Source organism: Paenibacillus sp. MDV22-iso6 (assembly GCF_058408365.1).
In genome coordinates this window covers 231957-250214 of record NZ_JBZVDZ010000007.1, presented here as the reverse complement: position 1 = coordinate 250214, position 18258 = coordinate 231957, and the positions used below count along the sequence as shown (strand labels likewise).

Below are 18258 nucleotides of genomic sequence, written 5' to 3'. Positions count from 1 at the left end.
GTTTGGGAATACATATTGAGGAGGATCATACGAACCTTGCTGGCGAAAATGCTCGTTATCAGGAGTATAGTGCCGTAAATTATGATTCTTGTTCTTTTATGTTATAATGTTTTAATGTCATTTAATAAACTGTGTATATATGGATTACACCAAATCAAACAATCTAGGAAAGCGGGGAGATTCTCGTGCTGCTTCCACAAATTAAACAACCCAGTGATCTAAAGTCGATGTCTCAGGATGATCTCGTTCTTTTGTCGGCAGAGATCCGGCAGTTTCTGATTGAGAAGCTGTCCGTTACAGGGGGCCATCTCGCACCCAACTTAGGAGTGGTTGAGCTCACGGTAGCCCTGCATTACTGCTATAACAGTCCAGTGGACAAAATGATTTTCGATGTAGGGCATCAAGCTTATGTGCACAAAGTTCTAACGGGACGGATGGATCGCTTCGATACACTTCGTCAGCATAATGGCTTGTGTGGATTTGTTAAACGTAACGAGAGTGAACATGATGTATGGGAAGCGGGCCACAGCAGCACATCGTTATCTGCTGCGATGGGCATGGCGCTTGCCCGTGATCTTAAGGGTGAAGACAATCAGGTTATCGCGATGATCGGGGATGGAGCGCTTACAGGTGGTATGGCCTTTGAAGCTCTCAATCACATTGGTCATGAGCAGAAAAAGCTGATGGTTATCCTCAATGATAATGAAATGTCCATTGCTCCGAATGTCGGGGCTATGCATAAATATTTGAGCAAAATTCGTTCGGATCGCCATTATCTGAAAGCCAAGGATGATGTGGAGGGAATGCTCAAAAAAATTCCTGCCATAGGGGATCGTTTGGCCAAATCGGCGAGCTGGATTAAAGATAGTGTCAAATACATGATGGTTCCAGGAGTTCTGTTCGAAGAGCTGGGCTTCACCTATTTGGGACCCATTGATGGACACGACATTCCGAAGTTGATTGAAACGTTCAAACAGGCGGATAACGTCGATGGTCCTGTAATGGTTCATGTACTGACAACTAAAGGTAAAGGCTATCAGCCAGCTGAGGCCGATTCACACAAATGGCACGGAATTTCTCCGTACAAAATTGAATCAGGTCAAGTGCTTAAGGCTGTAGGCAAACCGATGTATACGGAAGTGTTTGGTAAAACGTTGATTGATCTTGCCAAGCAGGATAAACGAATTGTAGCGGTAACACCAGCCATGCCAACAGGTTCAGGCCTCATCCCTTTCAGTAAGGAATTCCCTGATCGCATGATTGACGTGGGTATTGCCGAACAGCATGCAGCAACTATGTGTGCAGCACTGGCAATGGAAGGATTGAAGCCGGTATTTGCCGTCTATTCGACGTTTATGCAACGTGCGTATGATCAGATTGTACATGATATTTGTCGTCATAATGCCAATGTCATGTTCGCCATTGACCGTGCTGGATTTGTCGGTCCAGATGGTGAAACGCATCAAGGTGTGTACGATGTGGCGTTTATGCGTCATATTCCGAATATCGTCCTGATGATGCCTAAGGATGAGAATGAACTGCGCCATATGATGAAGACGGCGCTTGAATATAATGAAGGCCCGATTGCTTATCGTTATCCACGAAACAATGTTGTAGGCGTGCCTCTTGATGATGAACTCATTCCGATTCCAATCGGTACATGGGAACAGCTTCGTCCATCTGAAGGTTATGCTATCATCGCTTCGGGGTCAATGGTACAGCTTGCTGAAGAAGCTGCAGAGACGGTTAAAAGAGAAGGTATTACGGTTGGCGTAATAAACGCCCGCTTCCTTAAGCCGCTTGATGAGCAGATGCTGCGTGATCTAGCAGTTCGAGGCACGAAGTTAATTGTGCTTGAAGAAGCATCACAAGCAGGCAGTATGGGCAGTGCAGTTCTGGAGTTTTACGCAGAACAAGGGCTGCATGATGTTCATGTACAGCTGATGGGCATTCCGGATCGATTCATTGAACATGGCAGTATTGAGGATCAAAGAGCTGAAGTGGGACTCACGGTCGAGAATGTGAGTTCGGAGCTGCGCAGTATGGCAGCCCAATCTTCATATGGTATGTCCAGAACTCGGTTCCCTTCATAACTGGAACAATCAGAGAAACTAAACTAAACACATTATTGATTAATTAGGATTACTACATGATAGGAGAAAGACATGTCACTCCCGAAAGAACGAATTGATGTTCTGCTGGTTGAGCAGGGATACTACGAAAGTCGTGAGAAGGCAAAAGCTGCAATCATGGCTGGACTGGTATATGCCAACAATGAGCGGATTGAAAAAGCGGGCATGAAGATTCCACGGGAAGCCGAACTTAAAGTAAAGGGTTCAGTACATCCCTATGTCGGTAGAGGCGGATTAAAGCTTGAAAAAGCGATCCGTCACTTCGATCTCGATATGAATGGACTTGTAATGCTCGATATCGGTTCATCCACTGGTGGATTTACCGATTGTGCCCTGCAACATGGTGCATCTCATGTATATGCCATCGATGTTGGTTATAACCAGCTGGATTGGTCACTCCGTAATGATGAACGGGTTACTGTAATGGAAAGAACCAATTTCCGTTATGTGACTCCCGCAGATTTACATGGACCTGTGCCGAATTTTGCTAGTATTGATGTATCCTTTATTTCGCTGAGAATTATTTTGCCGCCGTTGCTGGCACTTTTAAAGCAACCGGCAGACATTGTGGCGTTAATTAAACCTCAGTTCGAAGCAGGCCGTGAGAAAGTCGGCAAGTCAGGCGTTGTTCGTGATACTAAGGTTCACAAGGACGTTTTGCAGACGATGCTTCGTTTCGCAAATGAGCTTGGATTAAAGCTAAAAGGTTTAACATTCTCGCCGATTACAGGCGGAGAAGGAAATATTGAATTTCTCGCTCACTGGCGTCTGGAAGAACCAGAGGCAACACAACAAGAGAACGTTCAGGCTTCACTTGATGCACTTGCAGATCAAGTTGCAAGGGAAGCTGCCCATACTTTTACAGGAAACTCATCATAGGATGGGTTTCTTTTCGCTGGGAAGGTGACATTCTAAAAGGAAATCGGTTGTCGAATCTCGAATATGTCTTCGAGGTGAGCGATGATGGATGGGCAATATGACACAATTGTTATTGGTGTACTTGCTGTCTGCTTAATTTTATGGCTGTTCTCTGGCTTTCGGAATTGGGTTAATCGTCCGATTCCAGTAAACTTGTCGGGGATGCAACTGAATTTAGAAATTCAGGATTCACCCGCAGTGGATCTGCTTGAAGCGGAAGGATATGAAGTCATCGGAGGTAAAATGAAAATTCCTTTAGCCTTTGAAGCGGATGAATCCGTTTATTTCAGCAGGCTGTTCATTGATTATGTAGCAGAGCGTGATGATGAGAGATATCTGGTGAAGACGTCCCGTCGCAGGCAACCTCTTGAACTTACTGGGCCATCCCTGCGAGACCGCTTCCTGTATTATTTATTGTTATATCCCGGCTGTGAAGGGTTGTTGTATGTGGACTTGGAGGAATCGGATATCAAGGTAATCAGGCTCATGGACTATCAGGAAGACGTGTATGATGGAGATGATCTGGACTAAGGGTAGTTATGAAACCTGAGAGTTGTTTATATAACGAATGAACGAATTGCAGGATGGCAAACGTTATGGAAATTAGAATTTTCCGTTTTATTGCAATACATTGAACTTTTAACTGGAGGCATGTATGAAAGGACAACGACACATTAAGATACGTGAAATCATTAGTCAAAACGAAATTGAAACCCAGGATGATCTGGTTGAAGCTTTGCGTAAATCCGGATTCCAGGTGACTCAAGCCACTGTATCACGGGATATTAAGGAGCTTCTTTTAATCAAGATTCCCATGGACGATGGACGATATAAGTATTCGCTACCTACAGACCAACGATATAATCCGATTCAGAAACTGAAACGTGCCCTTGTGGACAACTTCTTACACATCGATCATACAAACAATCTGGTCGTAATGAAGTGTTTGCCTGGCACAGCTAACTCCATTGCTGCCTTGCTCGATAATATTGAATGGACGGAAGTGATGGGCACCATCTGTGGAGATGATACCATACTCATTATCTGCCGGACGGAAAGTAACAGCGTGACCGTAATCGAGCGGATTATGGGTTATATTTCCTAGAATATAATGGTTCAAAAACATAATTTCTGAGTGAGTCATCCGGAGGTGTTTTTGCAGATGTTAGTTACATTATCGATTCGTAATCTGGCTGTTGTAGAAGAAGTTGATGTTGTTTTCCACCCGGGATTCCATGTCTTGTCTGGTGAAACAGGAGCGGGTAAATCGATCATTATTGATGCCTTGGGTCTGATTGCAGGTGGACGAAGCTCTGCCGATCTGATCCGTTATGGATGTGAGAAGGCCGAGATGGAGGCTCTGTTTGAAATGGAGCCTAGCCATCCGGTATGGGTAACGTTAGAGAAGCTTGGCATCCATTGTGAACCGGAGGAGCATCTGGTGATCCGCCGGGAACTGAATACCCAAGGCAAAAGTACATCTCGTATTAACGGCCAATTGGTCAATTTAACGATGCTCCGTGAAGTCGGAGAAAAATTAATCAATATTCACGGACAGCATGAACATCAAAGTTTGTTGCGCGCAGAAAGTCATCTGGGGCTTCTGGATACATACGGGGCAGCAATCATCGGTCCAGTCAAGACGGAATATCAGGAACGATACAGTAAATTTATTACGGCCGAAAAAGAACTGCGTGCACTTCAGGAATCCAGTCAACGTGCCTATCAATTACTGGACATGTACCGTTTTCAACTTGAAGAGATTGCAGCTGCTTCTCTAACGCAGGGTGAAGATGAATTACTCGGAGAAGAACGGGTCAAACTATCCCATAGTGAGAAAATGATGGACAGTGTTGCTGGTGCATATGATCTGCTTAGCGGTCAACGTGGGTTAGAAGCTGTAAGTATCGCATTGTCACGAATTGAAGATATATCAGGATATGACAGTAAAGGGCTACAGCCTATCGTTGAACAGCTCCAGTCAGCATTTTATCAGTTGGAAGACGCGACGTTTCAGTTGCGTGATTATCGGGAGAAGATCGAATTTAACCCGGGTAGATTGGAAGAAGTGGAACAGCGACTGAATCTGATTTCTGGCCTCAGACGGAAATACGGCGACAGTGTGGAACTTATTTTGAATTATTATGAACAAATTAGCCATGAAACCGACCAGTTGGAGAACAAGGATGAACGTTTGGAGAAGCTGCGTAATGAACGTGACAAATTGCTAAAATTAGTCATGGAGTCTGCGGAGGAACTCAGCCGGGTACGTAAACAATGTGCAGAGGAACTTGCAGCGCAGGTGGAAAGTGAACTGAAGGATTTGCAGATGGAGAGAACGACGTTACGAGTTCAGATTACTCCTTTTGAAGATGCAAAAGGGATCGAATGGAATGGGCGTCGCATTCGCCTTACGCGTCAGGGTGCAGATAATGCGGAATTCCTGATCTCTCCGAATCCAGGTGAGCCTTTACGTCCGCTCGGCAAGATTGCTTCCGGTGGTGAGTTGTCCCGAATGATGCTGGCAATGAAGAGTATTTTCGCACGTCATGACCGGATTCCGGTGTTGATCTTTGACGAGGTGGATACAGGTGTGAGCGGAAGAGCAGCACAATCCATTGCGGAGAAATTATACCGTCTGTCCTCCACTTGCCAAGTTTTCTCTATTACTCACTTGCCACAGGTCGCTTGTATGGCGGATCATCAGTATCTCATCGAAAAGCATGTGTATGACGGACGCACGATGACACAAGTGGAATCGCTGTCAGACGAAGGCAGAGTGAAGGAATTGGCACGTATGCTCGGCGGTGTGGAAATTACAGAAAAAACGCTGCATCATGCACAGGAAATGCTGAATTTGGCGGAAGCCAAAAAAGGGTGAAACGAGCGGCTGGCGTAATGATTGACAGTAATAAAAGCCTGGGGGCGAGGTTATCTTATAGGTACGCAATTGGCGACCACCTTTCGTCAAGCGAAAGAAGCAAAGGGAGTGTGACAGCCATTGAATTCCCCCCTCAGGAAGAAATTGCTAGGTCTTTTATTTGCCTTCTTTCTATGTGTGATCAGCCAGGCCATTCAGCCTGTACAAAGTTATGCTTCATTGCCTGATGAACTTCAGGTATTTGCAGGCAGGCAGGCTGACGTTCATCTCGCTGTACCGGCTGCTTCAAGTGCTGTTGTGGATCGTCCTGATATCGTCGGTTTTGATGGAAAGGAAACTGCGGTCCATGTAACGAAGCAACAACCTTTGCATCTTCATCCCCAACAAACGGGACATGCCAAATTAACGTTGAAGTTGTGGGGAAAAATTCCGGTAAAAACGGTTAACGTAAATGTGATTCCGGATTTGCGTGTAGTACCCGGGGGACAAACCATTGGCGTCAAAGTAAAATCTGCAGGTATTCTGGTTGTAGGGCACCATCTGGTCCGTTCTGGACAAGATGAACGTGTATCCCCTGGAGAATCAGCAGGCATCAAGCTTGGAGATCTGATTACCCATATGGACGGTAAACGCCTTGATGGTGTATCGGGTGTAGCTGAAGCCGTTGAGCTTGCAGGCAAGAGCAAAAAAGGCATTGATGTCGTTTTAAAACGCGGTAAAGAAACGGTTAAAACCCGTTTGACACCGGCTTATGACGCGGAAGACAAAGCCTGGAGGCTTGGCTTGTACATTCGTGACTCCGCCGCAGGTGTAGGAACATTAACCTTCTATGCTCCGGATCAAGGCGTATATGGCGCTCTAGGACATGTCATCACGGATATGAACACGCAGACCTCCATCGTTGTCGGTAGTGGTCAAATTGTTCAGTCCAATGTAACGTCAATCTCTAAGAGTGAATCCGGTGATCCGGGTGAAAAACGAGCTCATTTCCTGAAAGAAAGCAAAATTTTGGGCAATATTGAACGCAATACGGCTTTTGGTATCTTTGGTAAAATGTCCGGAAATCCTGAACATAGTTTGTATTCAAAAGGAATTCCTGTTGCTTTCTCCCATGAAGTAAAAGAAGGTCCTGCAGAAATTCTCACAGTTGTTGAGGGTCAGCAGGTGGAGCGTTTCTCGATTGATATTGTTCACGTAGCAGACCAATCCGAACCGGCCACCAAAGGTCTGGTGCTTCGAATCACAGATCCGAAGCTGCTAGATAAGACCGGAGGCATTGTACAAGGCATGAGTGGTAGCCCCATTGTGCAAAACGGAAAACTGATTGGTGCCGTGACCCATGTGTTTGTTAATGATCCGAAATCAGGTTATGGCTGCTTCATTGAGTGGATGTTACAAGATGCAGGAGTCATGATGAAAAAGGATAATGCAAAAAACCTTAAGGCGGGTTAACCTCCTTAAGGTTTTTTTGTCGAATGGAAACATATAATATCGGATAATGAAATAAATTATTTATTATATAGCAATGAGAAAAAAAAATAAAGAAAAATAATTTTCGACAGAAGGAATTTCCTCCTCTGTGTCGAAAATTTAACCTGTAAGGAAATGTACGAAACGATGTTTAAATTAAAGGAGGATACCGTTTTGCAAAAAATTGAGGTATTGCTGGCCGATGATAATCGTGAATTTACGAATTTGCTTGCCGAATATATATCCGAACAGGAAGATATGGAAGTAACCGGAATTGCTTACAATGGAGAAGAAGTGCTGCAGTTGCTGGAGCAGACTCGCGATGTACCGGATGTACTTATTCTGGATATTATTATGCCTCACCTGGATGGACTGGGTGTACTGGAGCGTCTGCGTAACCTGAATCTGTCTCCACAGCCCAAAGTCATTATGCTTACGGCTTTCGGACAAGAGAATATCACGCAGCGTGCCGTGCAACTCGGAGCTTCTTATTACATCCTGAAACCATTTGACATGGAAGTACTCGCGAATCGTGTACGTCAACTGGTTGGCACGCAAACCACGATCTCCACAGGCGGTGGTGGCGGTTCATCGATGTTTATGAACAAGTCCAACGTGGTGCCGATGGGTAAACACAAAAATTTGGATGCAAGCATTACGTCCATCATACATGAAATCGGCGTTCCTGCGCATATTAAAGGATATCAGTATTTACGCGAAGCCATCACTATGGTGTATAACAATATCGAAATTTTGGGTGCTATCACGAAAACCTTGTACCCAGCGATTGCCGAAAAGTTCAAAACAACGCCGTCTCGCGTCGAACGAGCCATTCGTCATGCTATCGAAGTGGCTTGGACACGTGGTAACATCGACAGCATCAGCCACCTGTTTGGTTATACCATCAATATCAGCAAGTCGAAACCGACGAACTCCGAGTTCATCGCGATGGTCGCTGACAAGCTTAGAATTGAGAATAAGGTGTCCTGAAAGGATCAGGAATGATATATAATAATTCTTGATTACTTATGTATGAGCAGATTGAAATTTATGATTTAACATAAATAATGAAACCTAAAAAACCGTTACAATCGGGCTTAAATAGCCTTTTTGTAACGGTTTTTTATACATGTAGGAGGCGTTTACCCCTCTACTCTTGTTATAATGAAATAAATTTTAATGCTTTAAAAGAAGTGCAAAGGAGATGAATCTACTGAATAAAACTGAAATTTCACAACTAATCTTTTCTAAGTATCTCGAAGCAGGTAATTTGATGAGTTATTTTGGTCAAGAAATAGTTCATATTGATAATTTAAAAAAATATTCAGATGAGCAATGGTTAAGTAAGAGTGAAGAAGTACTAACTTTTGATTTTGATGGCTGGTCAGCCAATGTCACTTTTACTAAAAACGGTTCTTATCATAGTGACAGCTTAGATTTCTTCTTTTCTACAAATGATGCTAATAAGTATACTATTGGACTTTATGAAGATCTGCAGCGCTTCATTCTTAGCAGTGGAATAAATGTGAACCAGTTTGTTTCCGACAATGAGCTCGTATTTTTGTTCAAGAACGCAGCCAGTGCTCATTATTTGTTGCAGAATGATCGTTATGTGCTTCGAAAGCTGTCGGGAGCTTTTTTAGATTATGCTCAGACATATGCCTACTATAAAAAAATATATGGTGAATCAACATCCATTTTTTAATATGGTCTGAAACTACATATCACCTCTGTCACCTCTTCAAACCCGAATGTCGAGCGATGTAAAGGAAGGGGCAGGGGATTCATTTGATTGAGTCTCTTGAATTTTTCCTGGGTCTTTATCATTCTGCGTACCATTGGAATTCTTCGATTTGCTTTCAGCCTTATTTCCCTCAACGACTTCCTGATTTTCCTTTTCCACAGAGGATGAAGGTGTAGGAGACGAAACGGATTCTTTTGGTTCAGGCTGACGTATCTCTTTCATCAAATCTCCAATCTTCTGACCTACTTTGCTCATTTGGGAGCTGATGTCCTGCACGATTTCTCTTTTTTTCTGGAATACCGTACGTTCAGCATTTTCAAGCATCATCGATTTGCCAGCATCATTGCCAGCATTAATCTCCAGAACCAGTCGGTCAAACTTGGTTTCACCTTCAATGGTTTGTATGGAGCTGTTCATGCGATCTCGCAAACCGACCAGTTTACCTAACTGATCGTAAGTCTGACTGTGCTTAATTAGATGGTCCATGGATGGGAGGTGAGCTTCGTCATTGCGCTGAGGCTGTTGTTCTTTGGTCTTCTCAGGCTGTTTTAATTTGTTCTTTTCCTCCATTTCCTCTGCTTTGATCTGGGCGATCTGCGTGTCGATTTGCGTAATGGAACTCGTTAATGATTTGATTCGTGCTGCTTTGGTTTTAGTGTCCAGTTCATCATTGGATTTTACAGCTTGTACTTCTTCATTAAGCCTAACCTTCTGCTGCATAAGTCCCTGAATTTCCTTATCTCTGCTGGAGACTTGGCTCCCGGGGGTGAAGCTGCTTTTGGAGGCAGGTGAAATTGAATTCATGGTCTTTTCCCCTTCTTCGTTATATCGTAGATCTACTTACATATATCGGATGTTACGAGAAGTAAATGAAGATACGCTGGCTAATAAGTTCACTTTCATTTGTGTGTTGCTTACTTGCTAATAATGATTGATAATGGTTATCAATGAGTGAAGGACTGTTTAGTCAATCTTTTTAGACGGAGTTGGGTTAATGAAATGTGGAATAATTATTACATACTCTGGAACTATGCTGCAGTAAGTATTGCGGATATACGTTATATGGAGTTAGGGCCAACCGAGGAGCTAACATATAAATTTCCTGCGAGCACGTTTGTATTCACCATCCAGGGTAAAGCCTATGTGACCATAAACGACCAGAAGCATGAAGTGAGTCGTTTTTATGTTCTTCATGGTGGAAAAGGGAGCGTGCTGCATATTGAAGCTGGACAATCTGGATTAAACCTGTTTTACCTTATGTACAAATCAAGCTTGCCAAGTGGAGGAAGAACCGATTTGGGAAATATGATGGAGCACATGAATCCATTTCAGCTAACCTATGGTTTTGCCCCCAATTCACCTGTTGTGCTGTATGAGCAAGTAAAACAGATACACACTTTATGGAATCAAAAGAACCCCATACATCATTTTCAGGCAAAAAGTCTTTTTTATCCTTTTGTAGAGCAAGTATCAGCACAAATTCCTCATGCTGCAACTCGCTATTCCATTACGAATCAAGTCAGCGACGTTATCGAAATTGTGGAATCCTCTTATGCTGAGCCCCTAACGTTGCATGTTTTGGCGGAGAAGGTCGGCAGCAGTCCCAGAAGTCTGTCCCGCAAGTTCAAACAGGCCACGGGTTATAGTCCAATCGACTATTTGATTCAGTTCCGTTTGTTCAAGGCCAAGGAGATGTTGCTGCATACCGACGCTACATTAGATGAGATTGCAGCAGGCATCGGTTATCCGGACGGATATTATCTGGGACGTATGTTCAAAAAACATACAGGTGTTTCTCCGCTTCAGTTCAAGGAGAAAACATCTGTACCCCTAAAATGGCCTGATCTGACATCGGCCCTGGCGCGAAATGACATTTCCAGTGGAAGAGCTGGAAGGTATGTTTATAACGATGATGATAATCATTATCAATATAAACACGGAGGGTCATTGTACATGAATAGACAGACAAGAACGGGAATGCTGCTTAGTATTTTATTAAGTCTCACTTTACTGCTGAGTGCCTGCTCGACAGGGGCAACTAGTAATTCTGGGGGAGAAACAGCCGGAAGCAAAGGGACTTCGAGTGTTACCAGCACAGTAACGGCTGATAGCCAATCGAACAATTCCGAGCCTCGGATCATCTCGACGGTTAAGGGAGATATCACGGTCCCGGCTGAACCCAAGCGAATTGTGGTGGATTTATATTTAGGAAGCCTGATTGCTTTGGGAATCAAGCCAGTCGGTACACCGGAAATGAACTTGAAAAACCCCTATTTTATCAAATCACTTGAGGGAGTAGAGAATATTGGTGAATACGAAACCATTTCTCTTGAAAAGGTGTTGGAACTTCAACCAGATCTGATTGTCACAGGTGATCCTGATTTGTTTGATTCTTTTAGCAAAATTGCGCCTACGCTTGTTGTTCCTTATGGAGAGTTGAAAAATACCCATGAAGAGATCGCTTATTTCGGTAAAGCGTTGAACAAAGAAAAAGAGGCTGAGTCATGGTTGGCCGATTACGACGGACGAATTGCGGATGCCAAGAAGCGTGTAAGTGAAGCAATCGATGCAGATGCAGAAGTATCCGTTATGCAATTTTACGATAAAGGACCGTTAGCCTTTGGTGATAATTTTGGGCGTGGAGGTCAAGCTGTGTACAGTGCTCTCGGATTGAATCCTCCGGCAGACAAAAAAGAGATATTAATGAAAGATCAGCTTGTTGAAGTCTCGTCCGAATCCATACCCGAATTTGCTGGTGATTACATTATTCTTACGGCAGACAACCTGACTGTAGAGGAATTGAAATCCAAGCCAGTATGGAGTTCGCTTGATGCCGTTAAGAATGATCGTGTGTTTATCTGGAGTCCGGATCGTTCATGGTACTTTGACCCTATTGCAACGTTGGATCAGACCGAGGAATTGGCAGCTTGGTTCACGAAGACAGCTGTTCAAAAGTAAATCTTTCGGATCATTGATTGGTGAAATTGAATCCTGGTCAAAATTCAGTTGATAATGAAAATTATTATCATCTATAATGAAGGAATAATAGTGAACCACTATAACGCTTCGGTTAAGGATGGTTTGCAGAATAATGACCTGTACAAGGTCTTTGTTCCTGGTGAGACTGGGATTGGAGAGTAATCGATGCAATTAAACGAACAGATGCAAAGCTGGAATCACGCGGCTGTTAAAATTCTGGATATACGCCGGATCGTCATGGAGGCAGGGGAGATACAGGAGTCCTATTTGCTTCCGGCAAACGCTTTTATATACAGCATTCGGGGTGCAGCTCAACTTAAATTGGATGGGAAAACACACGAAGCACAGCGATTCTGTATTCTGCATGGTGGTAAAGGATCATCACTGGATATTCGGGTGAGCGAAAAGTTTGAATATTACTTGCTGTTCTACAGGGCATTCCTTGCGTTCCCAACTCATCGTAAAACATGGCGGTTGTCACAACCTCCTCAGATTGCTCCGTTCTCTTTGCAATATGGATTTACGCCGAGCAATCCTCTTGCTATATTGCGCTATTTTGGAGAACTGGAGAAAGCGTGGGATCAGGCGAGCAGACTGGACTTGCTACAAGTAAAAAGTTTGTTCTACCAATTTATTCATGAGCTGTTGTTTCAATTGGCAGAGCAGGAAGTCAGAACAGTGCTTCCAGATCCTATTGAGCAAACACTTCGCTACATCCAGGAGCATTATAGGGAACAGGTGACTCTGGATTTTCTGGCTGAACAATTCAACTACAGCTCCCGTCATTTATCTATGCAATTTAAAAGGAAGACAGGACACAGTCCGATTGATTATCTCATTCAAACGAGACTGACCAAGGCCCGGAATCTGCTTGTGCAATCCGATGCCACCCTTCGCGAAATCGCGGCAGAAGTGGGATACACGGATGTGTATTATTTCAGCCGTATTTTCAAAAAACATGTGGGCCTGTCCCCCACACTCTATCAGCGTAAAATAAGGAACCAGACCCTGGCAGAGGATCGTCCATTACAATTCTCCGAATCGTCCATTGGCTGGAGATGGAAGCGAGGATATATTGATTATGAGAATCATTATCAATATATAGACGGAGGGTCTACATCAATGAAAAGAAGAAAAACAAGCTCCAGCATGATTTTGGTTGCACTTTTAAGCATCACAATGCTTTTATCGGCATGCTCCGCTGGCTCTACAACAACAACAGTTACGGGGGAAGGCACGAATACGAACTCATCTACGAGCACAGCCGCATCTTCATCATCAGATTCAGGTAGTCAAACGAACAATGAAAATGGAACACGCACGGTCTCCACGGTTAAAGGTGATGTTGTTGTCCCGGCAAATCCTAAACGGGTGGTTGTACTTTATCTTCAAGGAGATGTTGTAGCGCTTGGAATTAAGCCTATTGCGACGTCTGACGTATTTGATGGGGCTGCATATAAGAATGAGCTTGAAGGGGTAAATTCACTAGGCACCTGGTTCGAACCAAACCCTGAGGCTGTCATTGATCTGGACCCGGATTTGATCATTGTTCCTTCAGAAGAGACTTACACGCTATTAAAAGATATTGCACCAACTGTGTATGTCCCATATGAGAAATTGACAACGGAAGAAAGACTTCATAGTATCGCTAGCATTTTCGGCAAAGAACAGGAAGCAGACGTTTTAATCGACAATCTTAACAGTAAAGTTGAAGAGAGCAAGAAAAAACTTGCTGATGCAGGCATACTGGACAAAACGGCCTCCATCGTCGAGGGTGGGCTGAAAGAGATGGTCATTGTAGAAAGTAAGCAATACGGCCGAGGATCTCAGGCTATATACGAGTACTTGGAAATGAAAGCACCTGAAGCGGTCCAGAAAAAAATTGACGTCGTTTCCGACGCGGCAGGTTCGACCTTGTCCATGGAAGTTCTTCCTGAGTATATGGGAGACTACGTGTTTCGTTCGGTATATGAAGGGGCAGATAACCTTAACGATAATCCAATTTGGAATAGCATACCCGCTATCAAAGAAGGCCGTTTAATCGAGATTGATTTTGATTTCTTCTATTACTCGGATATCTATTCCATCAACAAGCAAATCGATTTCGTTGTCGAGCATCTACTCGCAGCTCCCAAAGTTAAGTAATCAACAAATAAATAACCGACGGTAGTTTTGTATAAGAAATGTTTGAATTTTAGCCATTGTAATTTGATAAGTTTCCCATTAGACTAGGAAAAGAGTGATAATGAGAATCGATATCAAATAGTCGAGCGCTTTGGATCGAACTGATGGAGGTAACTACATGGATCAGCATTTGGAATTATATGATGTAACAATTATCGGCGGGGGACCTGCCGGCATGTATTCTGCATTTTACAGCGGGATGCGTGATATGAAGACCAAGTTGATTGAGGCGCGGGATAAACTGGGTGGTCGCATGCTCTTTTATCCAGAAAAAATGATCTGGGACGTTGGCGGCGTCACCCCGATTCTGTGTGAAAATTTGATTAAACAGCTGGAAGAACAGGCTAGAACATTTGAGCCAACGATTGTGTTTGAACAGCAAATTGAAGGATTTGAGCGTCAGCCTGATGGCACGATTCTGCTGACATCGAATACAGGAGAACAACACTGGACACGTACCGTCATATTGGCGATCGGGTATGGTATATATAAAATGGCCAAGCTGGAGCTTGAAGGTGCTGACCGTTATGAGGTTACGAACCTTCACTACACAGTACAGGAGCTGGAACCTTTCCGTGGTAAACGGGTACTGATCTCTGGTGGGGGTGACTCCGCGGTGGATTGGGCCAATGAGCTTGAAGCACTGGCAGAGCAAGTGACGGTTGTGCATCGTCGTGACCGCTTTGGCGGATTGGAGCGCAATGTACTGCGGATGAGAGAATCATCAGTGGATATTCGTACACCATACGCCGTTGATACCCTACATAGTCAAAGTGGGGAGATCATCGAACAAGTGACGATATCCCATGTTGAGACAGGTGAGAGTGAAGTCCTTGATGTGGATGCGATTATCGTCAACCACGGCATGAAGAGTGATTTTGGCCCGCTCCGGGATTGGGGACTTGATCTTGGTGAATGGCATGTCAAAACAACAGAGAAGCTGCAAACGAATATTCCAGGGGTCTTCGCTGCAGGAGACTTTGTAGATTACGGAAGTAAACTGTATCTGATTGCCGGTACATTTACGGATGCGGCCCTCGCGGTAAACAGTGCAAAACTGTATATGGACCCTGAAGCAGAGAAAGTTGCTTATGTATCTTCCCATAACAGCCGTTTTAAGGAGAAAAATAAAGAACTTGGTGTTGTGGAAGAATAGAATCAAACGAAGTAGTTCTGGTTAATGCCAGAACTGCTTTTTTTAGTTTTCATTTCGGTATGAACCTCCTCGAATTGCACAACATAGAACAGGCACCGGAATTGAACATGCATCATCAACTGTCTATAATGAGCCTTAGAAGTGAGGAAAAACAGCAAGAAACGTCAAACAGATTAGAGTGGAGTGCAGAATATGAAAAAAGAAATTCAACGTATATCCACATTTATTCATCGGTGGTTCAAAGGCCCTGAGAAAAAACGCATCAAATGGTCGGAAGTCTATCTCGCTGTTGCTGGGAAAATGCATCGACTACTGGTGGAAGGCCGGCGCGCACGTTCAGCGTCCAGAAGGCTGCATCAGGATTTGCCTATTACCGCTTTGGGCCAAATGAAGCTGGAGCCAGGAGATATTTTATATACGCCAAGTTCGGAATCGACTTATTACGCCGGGCATATGGGGATTATTGGACTCGACGGTAAAGTGTATCACGTACACCCTTATGGGCCCGTGTTTGCCGATTCCTTGGATTGGTACATCACTCGCTTTTATGAGGGGGATCGTTTCATTGTATTTCGTTCCCGTCTGAATCAGGCTGGTGTGAAGGCAGCGCAGTGGGTACAGGATCATTACAAGCAGGTAAAATTCTATCGATTGCAGACGAATCTGCGCAGCATTGAACGGAACTATTGTTCCAAATTTATATATCAGGCGTACCAATTTACAACTGGACTTGATCTGTGGAGTCGCAAGTTTGTGAAGCTGAATCAGGGATACATCTATCCGTTTCGAATTGAGCGCTCACCTGCGCTTGAGGTTCTTGGAACGTTTTATAAATAAGGCAAGTTAACCGACGGAAGTTCCTTTCTCATACAAGAGGATGGGGCAGGTTCTGTCGGTTTTTTTTGTATGCGTAGAGATCAAAAACAGGAAAAAGGCTCAAAACGTCGAATAGATTATGAGATAGGCATGCACAACTTGGAATCGTATACATAACCAATGCAGGATCAATTTTTGCCCAAGCATAAGCAATTCACCCCTTAGAAGGCAAACAAGGAAGAGAGAGAAAGAGATGAAATGGCTGAACTTTGTGCGCAGGTTCAAATCAAACTCAAACGTAGTAAACCTATCCGATTACACTCCCAGGAAGGAAAGGAGGCAATATTGTTCCATCTGTAGTAAAAAAGTGAAGTCCATCGTGTATTATGCGACTTCCCAGGGAAATGTTGCAGGTGTATGCAGTTCTTGTAAATCGGTGGCGGAACATCGAGGAATGTTACCCATTTAATAAGGAAGAGATACGCTCAGGAAATAACATTGCTTTGATTTATGAGCGTTTTTGTAGTACATTAGCAAATGTATTCGAAGGAGGATTCTAATGTACTCAGGTAGACAAGACGATACTTTATACATCATGACCTACACCTTAAACAGCGGTATCAAGGGTACGGTTCCACTGTCAAATAAGCAGATTATTGAGTGGCTGGATTGCTACAGAAATGAGAAGCGCTTCGTGACCGAAATCGGCAAGGAGTTTTTTGGATTGAATGCAGGATTGGTAGCAGATTTTAAAGTTCAGAATCATTTATCGGATTATCAGCAGACAATTATGCCTACACAGCAGCAGGATAACATGGAACGTTTGTCCAGCGCATATAAATCAACCGAGTTATTAATGAAGATTGATTGTAAATGTGGCACGGCATATGTTACGGAGTCTCCATATAAGCGCACCAAATGGTATTGCACCAAGTGCAAAGAGATTGTATTTTTGGATGCCAAAAAAGGAATGGTAGAAACGTCGCGTGGCGACGCTTACTACATGACCAACAAATATTTTGTTTCCCGGGACTAGCGGGAGATGACGAATGGGAAGCATCGCTGTGAGGCGGTGCTTTTTTGTGTGCAAAGAAAGAGCAAATGACCGAGTTAAGCAGAGGTATATTAAGGGTATGCTGGTAAAAAGGAGTTATAATAAAAAAAGCCCTCGGGGGCTTTTTTTGAAATCTCAGGAAACCTGTAGCAGTAGATACCGCCGATCAGAACCTATAGATTAATCATGGAAAAGCTGATTCAGCTCAGCATTCAACTTTGTGAGGAGGAATGAAGCAGCAGCGACAGCGCGGCTCGTAAGCTTCTGAATCGCCAATCATGACGACAGGACCAAGCGTTACAGGCTCTCCATTAACGATACGCTGGGTGAAAGCCGCATCCGGGCTTCCGCATACGGCACAGAATGCCGACAGTTTCTCAATATCATCCGCCATAGCGAGCAAACCGCCTACATATCCAAATTCCTTGCCACGGTAATCCATATTCAGTCCATCCACAATGACGTGTTTGCCACAGTAGGCTAGCTCGGAGACCAGTTCCATGATGGCACTGCTGAAGAATTGTACTTCATCAAATGCAACAACATCAGCATCTTTGGTCTGCGTAAGGATCATCTCTACGGATTCCGGGGTCAATTGCCGGGGAATGGAATGGGCAGGCAGACGATAGCCGATACGGCTAACGATCTCGTCTTGAGCAAACCGATCATCTTCGGCAGGTTTGTAAGCAACGACCTTTTTACGGCCAAATTGAATTAATTTCTGACAACGGCGAATGAGTTCACCGGATTTTTCACTAAACATAGGTCCTGTAATTACGGTAATTCGTCCTGTTTGCACAGTTCTGCTACTCCTCTCACATACGGGATTCAACAAAAAAAGCGACCATTACAGAGTACCACAAAATCTTTAGTAAGAGCCAGAACTAATCTGAGCAGCTTTGTGTTACTATATGGATTGTTAAG

Annotated in this window: 16 protein-coding genes; 14 read left to right on the top strand and 2 right to left on the bottom strand. The window is 43.8% G+C overall.

Annotated features, from left to right (window positions below; genetic code table 11):
• Positions 1–185 precede the first annotated feature (185 nt).
• From dxs to AC4PM4_RS20670, 8 genes are all read left to right on the top strand, one after another.
• On the top strand, positions 186–2093 hold the full coding sequence (gene dxs, locus AC4PM4_RS20705) for a 1-deoxy-D-xylulose-5-phosphate synthase (protein WP_064636751.1): 1908 nt from the start codon (positions 186–188) through the stop codon (positions 2091–2093).
• A gap of 72 nt (positions 2094–2165) precedes the next feature.
• Entirely contained in the window at positions 2166–3011 is an 846-nt protein-coding gene (locus AC4PM4_RS20700) for a TlyA family RNA methyltransferase (RefSeq protein WP_072735302.1), read from the top strand.
• A 201-nt stretch (positions 3012–3212) separates the two neighbouring features.
• Positions 3213–3581 carry a hypothetical protein gene (locus AC4PM4_RS20695; RefSeq protein WP_491614465.1) on the top strand — a complete coding sequence of 123 codons (369 nt, stop codon included), beginning with the start codon at positions 3213–3215 and terminating at the stop codon, positions 3579–3581.
• A 124-nt stretch (positions 3582–3705) separates the two neighbouring features.
• Positions 3706–4155, top strand: a complete 450-nt coding sequence (ahrC, locus tag AC4PM4_RS20690) for a transcriptional regulator AhrC/ArgR (protein ID WP_063565708.1) — start codon at positions 3706–3708, stop codon at positions 4153–4155.
• 57 nt (positions 4156–4212) lie between these two features.
• Positions 4213–5931, top strand: coding sequence for a DNA repair protein RecN (gene recN, locus AC4PM4_RS20685; RefSeq protein ID WP_064636757.1), 1719 nt, complete (start codon positions 4213–4215; stop codon positions 5929–5931).
• A 120-nt stretch (positions 5932–6051) separates the two neighbouring features.
• Positions 6052–7383, top strand: a complete 1332-nt coding sequence (spoIVB, locus tag AC4PM4_RS20680) for a SpoIVB peptidase (protein WP_063565710.1) — start codon at positions 6052–6054, stop codon at positions 7381–7383.
• A gap of 192 nt (positions 7384–7575) precedes the next feature.
• Positions 7576–8391, top strand: a complete 816-nt coding sequence (spo0A, locus tag AC4PM4_RS20675) for a sporulation transcription factor Spo0A (protein ID WP_063565711.1) — start codon at positions 7576–7578, stop codon at positions 8389–8391.
• 214 nt (positions 8392–8605) lie between these two features.
• Complete coding sequence (locus tag AC4PM4_RS20670; protein WP_079694109.1) at positions 8606–9106, top strand: hypothetical protein; 501 nt, start codon at positions 8606–8608, stop codon at positions 9104–9106.
• Positions 9107–9142: 36 nt separating this feature from the next.
• Here the strand turns inward: AC4PM4_RS20670 and AC4PM4_RS20665 are convergent, their stop codons facing one another.
• Positions 9143–9949, bottom strand: coding sequence for a FlxA-like family protein (locus AC4PM4_RS20665; protein ID WP_491614464.1), 807 nt, complete (start codon positions 9947–9949; stop codon positions 9143–9145).
• Positions 9950–10144: 195 nt separating this feature from the next.
• Here AC4PM4_RS20665 and AC4PM4_RS20660 point away from each other — a divergent pair, with 195 nt between their 5' ends.
• The 6 genes from AC4PM4_RS20660 to AC4PM4_RS20635 all read left to right on the top strand — a co-directional run bounded on the left by AC4PM4_RS20660 (position 10145) and on the right by AC4PM4_RS20635 (position 17316).
• Positions 10145–12103 (top strand): ABC transporter substrate-binding protein, encoded by a 1959-nt coding sequence (locus tag AC4PM4_RS20660; protein ID WP_491614463.1) that lies wholly within the window; start codon positions 10145–10147, stop codon positions 12101–12103.
• A 54-nt stretch (positions 12104–12157) separates the two neighbouring features.
• Complete coding sequence (locus tag AC4PM4_RS20655) at positions 12158–12286, top strand: hypothetical protein (RefSeq protein ID WP_256336354.1); 129 nt, start codon at positions 12158–12160, stop codon at positions 12284–12286.
• Positions 12287–12289: 3 nt separating this feature from the next.
• On the top strand, positions 12290–14269 hold the full coding sequence (locus AC4PM4_RS20650) for a helix-turn-helix domain-containing protein (RefSeq protein WP_491614462.1): 1980 nt from the start codon (positions 12290–12292) through the stop codon (positions 14267–14269).
• Positions 14270–14426: 157 nt separating this feature from the next.
• Positions 14427–15464, top strand: a complete 1038-nt coding sequence (locus AC4PM4_RS20645) for an NAD(P)/FAD-dependent oxidoreductase (protein ID WP_079694105.1) — start codon at positions 14427–14429, stop codon at positions 15462–15464.
• Between the two features lie 192 nt (positions 15465–15656).
• The gene (locus AC4PM4_RS20640; RefSeq protein ID WP_400345894.1) at positions 15657–16301 is read left to right on the top strand and encodes a hypothetical protein; all 645 of its coding nucleotides are present in this window, start codon (positions 15657–15659) and stop codon (positions 16299–16301) included.
• Between the two features lie 538 nt (positions 16302–16839).
• A complete protein-coding gene (locus AC4PM4_RS20635) occupies positions 16840–17316 on the top strand; it encodes a hypothetical protein (RefSeq protein ID WP_024630975.1) in 477 nt (158 codons plus the stop codon).
• Between the two features lie 223 nt (positions 17317–17539).
• On the opposite strand, the gene AC4PM4_RS20630 is transcribed toward AC4PM4_RS20635, so the two are convergent.
• Positions 17540–18133 (bottom strand): thymidine kinase, encoded by a 594-nt coding sequence (locus tag AC4PM4_RS20630; protein WP_024630974.1) that lies wholly within the window; start codon positions 18131–18133, stop codon positions 17540–17542.
• Positions 18134–18258: the final 125 nt, after the last annotated feature.

Bases quoted from the DNA above. Each gene is read 5' to 3' on its own strand.
- AC4PM4_RS20660 (WP_491614463.1), top strand. From the start codon at position 10,145: ATGTGGAATAATTATTACATACTCTGGAACTATGCTGCAGTAAGTATT.
- ahrC (WP_063565708.1), top strand. From the start codon at position 3,706: ATGAAAGGACAACGACACATTAAGATACGTGAAATCATTAGTCAAAAC.
- AC4PM4_RS20635 (WP_024630975.1), top strand. From the start codon at position 16,840: ATGTACTCAGGTAGACAAGACGATACTTTATACATCATGACCTACACC.
- AC4PM4_RS20640 (WP_400345894.1), top strand. From the start codon at position 15,657: ATGAAAAAAGAAATTCAACGTATATCCACATTTATTCATCGGTGGTTC.
- AC4PM4_RS20695 (WP_491614465.1), top strand. From the start codon at position 3,213: ATGCAACTGAATTTAGAAATTCAGGATTCACCCGCAGTGGATCTGCTT.
- AC4PM4_RS20645 (WP_079694105.1), top strand. From the start codon at position 14,427: ATGGATCAGCATTTGGAATTATATGATGTAACAATTATCGGCGGGGGA.
- AC4PM4_RS20700 (WP_072735302.1), top strand. From the start codon at position 2,166: ATGTCACTCCCGAAAGAACGAATTGATGTTCTGCTGGTTGAGCAGGGA.
- AC4PM4_RS20665 (WP_491614464.1), bottom strand. From the start codon at position 9,949: ATGAATTCAATTTCACCTGCCTCCAAAAGCAGCTTCACCCCCGGGAGC.
- AC4PM4_RS20650 (WP_491614462.1), top strand. From the start codon at position 12,290: ATGCAATTAAACGAACAGATGCAAAGCTGGAATCACGCGGCTGTTAAA.
- AC4PM4_RS20670 (WP_079694109.1), top strand. From the start codon at position 8,606: ATGAATCTACTGAATAAAACTGAAATTTCACAACTAATCTTTTCTAAG.
- recN (WP_064636757.1), top strand. From the start codon at position 4,213: ATGTTAGTTACATTATCGATTCGTAATCTGGCTGTTGTAGAAGAAGTT.
- AC4PM4_RS20655 (WP_256336354.1), top strand. From the start codon at position 12,158: ATGAAAATTATTATCATCTATAATGAAGGAATAATAGTGAACCACTAT.